The sequence below is a fragment of the Longimicrobiaceae bacterium genome (assembly GCA_035936415.1).
Taxonomy (GTDB): Bacteria; Gemmatimonadota; Gemmatimonadetes; order Longimicrobiales; family Longimicrobiaceae; genus JAFAYN01.
Window position 1 is genome coordinate 1 of record DASYWD010000385.1, and the last position, 2,638, is coordinate 2,638.

Annotated in this window: 5 protein-coding genes; all 5 read left to right on the top strand. The window is 71.5% G+C overall.

The annotated features are described in order from the left end of the window. Window positions 1-414: exodeoxyribonuclease VII large subunit (locus VGR37_15530; GenBank protein HEV2148815.1), on the top strand; the 414-nt coding region annotated here is incomplete at its 5' end. Between the two features lie 8 nt (window positions 415-422). After that, window positions 423-677, top strand: a complete 255-nt coding sequence (locus VGR37_15535; GenBank protein HEV2148816.1) for an exodeoxyribonuclease VII small subunit — start codon at window positions 423-425, stop codon at window positions 675-677. 97 nt (window positions 678-774) lie between these two features. Next, entirely contained in the window at window positions 775-1,035 is a 261-nt protein-coding gene (locus VGR37_15540; GenBank protein ID HEV2148817.1) for a hypothetical protein, read from the top strand. Window positions 1,036-1,147: 112 nt separating this feature from the next. Beyond that, entirely contained in the window at window positions 1,148-1,819 is a 672-nt protein-coding gene (locus VGR37_15545) for a hypothetical protein (protein HEV2148818.1), read from the top strand. Between the two features lie 302 nt (window positions 1,820-2,121). Then, window positions 2,122-2,571: a hypothetical protein gene (locus VGR37_15550; protein ID HEV2148819.1), complete on the top strand. Its 450-nt coding sequence runs from the start codon at window positions 2,122-2,124 to the stop codon at window positions 2,569-2,571. The last annotated feature ends 67 nt before the right edge of the window (window positions 2,572-2,638 follow it).

The window sequence follows — 2,638 nt, forward strand, 5'->3', positions numbered from 1 at the left end:
GCGCTGCACCTGGAGGCGCGCTCCCCCCGCCGGCTGCTGGAGGGGACCGAGGAGCGCCTCCGCCGCGCCACGGACGACCTGCACGACGGGATGCGCCGCCGCCTGGAAGACCTCGCCGCGGAGGCCGCGGACGCGCAGGCGGAGATGGACGCGTCGGTCCACGACCGCCTGGAGGCGCTGGAGCAGCGCCTCGCCCTGGGCGCGGAGGGGCTGGACGCCCGCTCCCCGCTCCGCGTGCTCGCCCGCGGCTACGCCGTGGTCTCCCGCGGCGAGGACGGCCGCCCAGTCCGCAGCGCCGCCGAGGTGGGCCCGGACGACCGCCTCCGCGTCCGCCTGGCCGACGGAGAGCTCCGGGTCCGCGTGGAAGAGACCGTCCCGGAGCCGCAGGCCCCACCCGAGCCACTCGCACCCTGAGCGACCGCATGGCCCGCACCTCTGCCCCGCCCGCCCCCGACGCGTCCGCCGAGCCCCGCCTGGGCGAGCTGCTCGCGCGCCTGGAGGAGATCCGCCGCGAGCTGGACCGCGACGACGTGGACCTGGAGGACCAGCTCCTCCTGTACCGCGAGGGATGCACCCACGTCCTGGCCGCCAAGCGGATCCTGAACTCGGTCCGCTCGGAGGTGGAGGTCCTCATGACGGAGAGCGGCGAGGTGCCGACGCGGGGGGCCGAGGAGTAGGCCCGGCTGCGCCGGGAGTGCGGGGACAGGACGGCTGGCCGGGTTCGTGCGTGGGGCGTCCGTGGGAACACCCACGGACCCGGACGGAGGATGACGCATGCCGCCCTACCTGAGCGAGTTTGCCGAGCTGACGCCCGAAGAGCGCAACCTGTGCGACCAGTTCGAGGTGCTCCTGGACCAGCGGATCGACGGGAAGCCGCCCCTCCCCGGCCGCGCCTCCCACTGGCTCTCGGTCCCCGAATCGCTCACCTACGAGATGATCCAGGAGCTGCGGAGCCGCTACCTCGCCAAGGGGTGGCGCGAGGTGGAGATCGTCTCCTCCGCCGAGCGCACCTACCGGGTGGCGCTGGAGCGGTAGGCGCGCCGCCCGTACGCACGTGACCGCCGCGCCCGCGGCGGTTATCTTCTGTGGCGGTCCCCCGTCGCGCCCGCGACGCCCGGAGCGTACCCCCTCATCCCGGACGGCCTCCATGCGAAAGCTCCTGACCGCGCTCGCCGCGCTCTCCCTTGCCGCCCCCGCGGCGGCCCAGCAGCACCAGCACGGGCAGCACCATCAGCACGGCCAGCACCACCCGCAGGGCCAGGCGCACGACCACTCGCAGTACCCGGAGGGGTGGGCGGTCCGCGTGGACCGGGACGCTCCGCGCGACCGGATCTGGCTGATGGACCACGGCGGCGGCGAGCTGCACGCTGCCACCGGCCCCGCGGGCGCCGTGTACTACCACCGCGACTGGGAGAAGACTGGCGACTACGCCTACTCGGCGCGCTTCCGCCAGCCCAAGGCCTCGCCGCACCCGGAGGCGTACGGGCTCATGATCGGCGGGAAGGAGTTGGCGGGCGCGGACCAGCGCTACTCCTACTTCCTGGTGCGCCAGACGGGCGAGTACTTCATCGCCGACCGCAAGGGCGACACGCGGACCGTGGCGGCGAACTGGACCGCGCACCCCGCCATCCGCAAGGTGGAAGGCGCGGCGGGCGCGGAGAACGTGCTGGGCGTGGAGGTGAAGGGGAGCGACGTGGTGTTCTCGGTGAACGGCCAGGAGGTGGCCCGCCGCCCGAAGGCGGAGCTTTCCACGGACGGGCTGGCCGGCTTCCGCGTGAACCACAACCTGGAGCTGTTCATCCAGCCGCAGTCGCGGTAGGGCGCGCCCGACGACCGGCAGTGGAAAGGGCCGGCGCCCCGCGCGGGGAGCCGGCCCTCAATGCACACAAAGACGCCGAATGCGATTCCGCGATTGACTCCGTGGACGCTCGGATCCGGGGCGCGCGGATGTGACCCGAAGGTGGCTCTTCGCGTCTGGGAAGGAACGCTCCGAGCAGGCGCCGTGCGCTCGATACCGCGAGGAAGCGGCCATCCACTTGATGCCGGTGCAGCACCTCCGCGACCGTCGTGCCCGGCTGGCGCCAACTGGAAGTACATCTACTTTGCCCCTGAACAGACACTATGAAGTCGAACCCGACGCAGGTGCTGCGCCTGGCGCTCGTGGGTGTAGCGCTGGTCCTCGCGCAGGGCTGCGAGAGCATCCTGGGGATATATCGCGGTCCCGAGCCGAGTCGCGAAAGCATCGTCGGAGAGACGGTGATCATCCGCTGGGTCTCTGGGCAGCCCGAGACCGGGATTCAGCGCTTCTACGTCGATCGGGAACGGTACCTGACGAGCGCGCCACACAACATCAACCGGATCGTGGAGGTCACGTCTCGTGACATCCAGCCGGCCGTGGCCGAGATGCAGTTGAAGGTCGGAGAGCGCGTTCGGATCTCGACGACCTTTCACTCGTTCAGGACGGTGGGGGAGTTAAGCCGATATTTCGAGAACTGGCCGCATGACAAGAAGTATCACGAGTATCCGATCGGCTTCCACGTCCTGACGTCGGTCGAACGAGTCGCGCCCTGAGCGGGACTTCGAAGCGCGGGTAGGGCGCGCCGGCCGACCGGCAGCGGAAAGGGCCGGCTCCCCCCCC

Excerpts from the sequence above, each read along its gene's own strand:
- VGR37_15535 (HEV2148816.1), top strand. The coding sequence starts at position 423 with ATGGCCCGCACCTCTGCCCCGCCCGCCCCCGACGCGTCCGCCGAGCCC.
- VGR37_15540 (HEV2148817.1), top strand. The coding sequence starts at position 775 with ATGCCGCCCTACCTGAGCGAGTTTGCCGAGCTGACGCCCGAAGAGCGC.
- VGR37_15545 (HEV2148818.1), top strand. The coding sequence starts at position 1,148 with ATGCGAAAGCTCCTGACCGCGCTCGCCGCGCTCTCCCTTGCCGCCCCC.
- VGR37_15550 (HEV2148819.1), top strand. The coding sequence starts at position 2,122 with ATGAAGTCGAACCCGACGCAGGTGCTGCGCCTGGCGCTCGTGGGTGTA.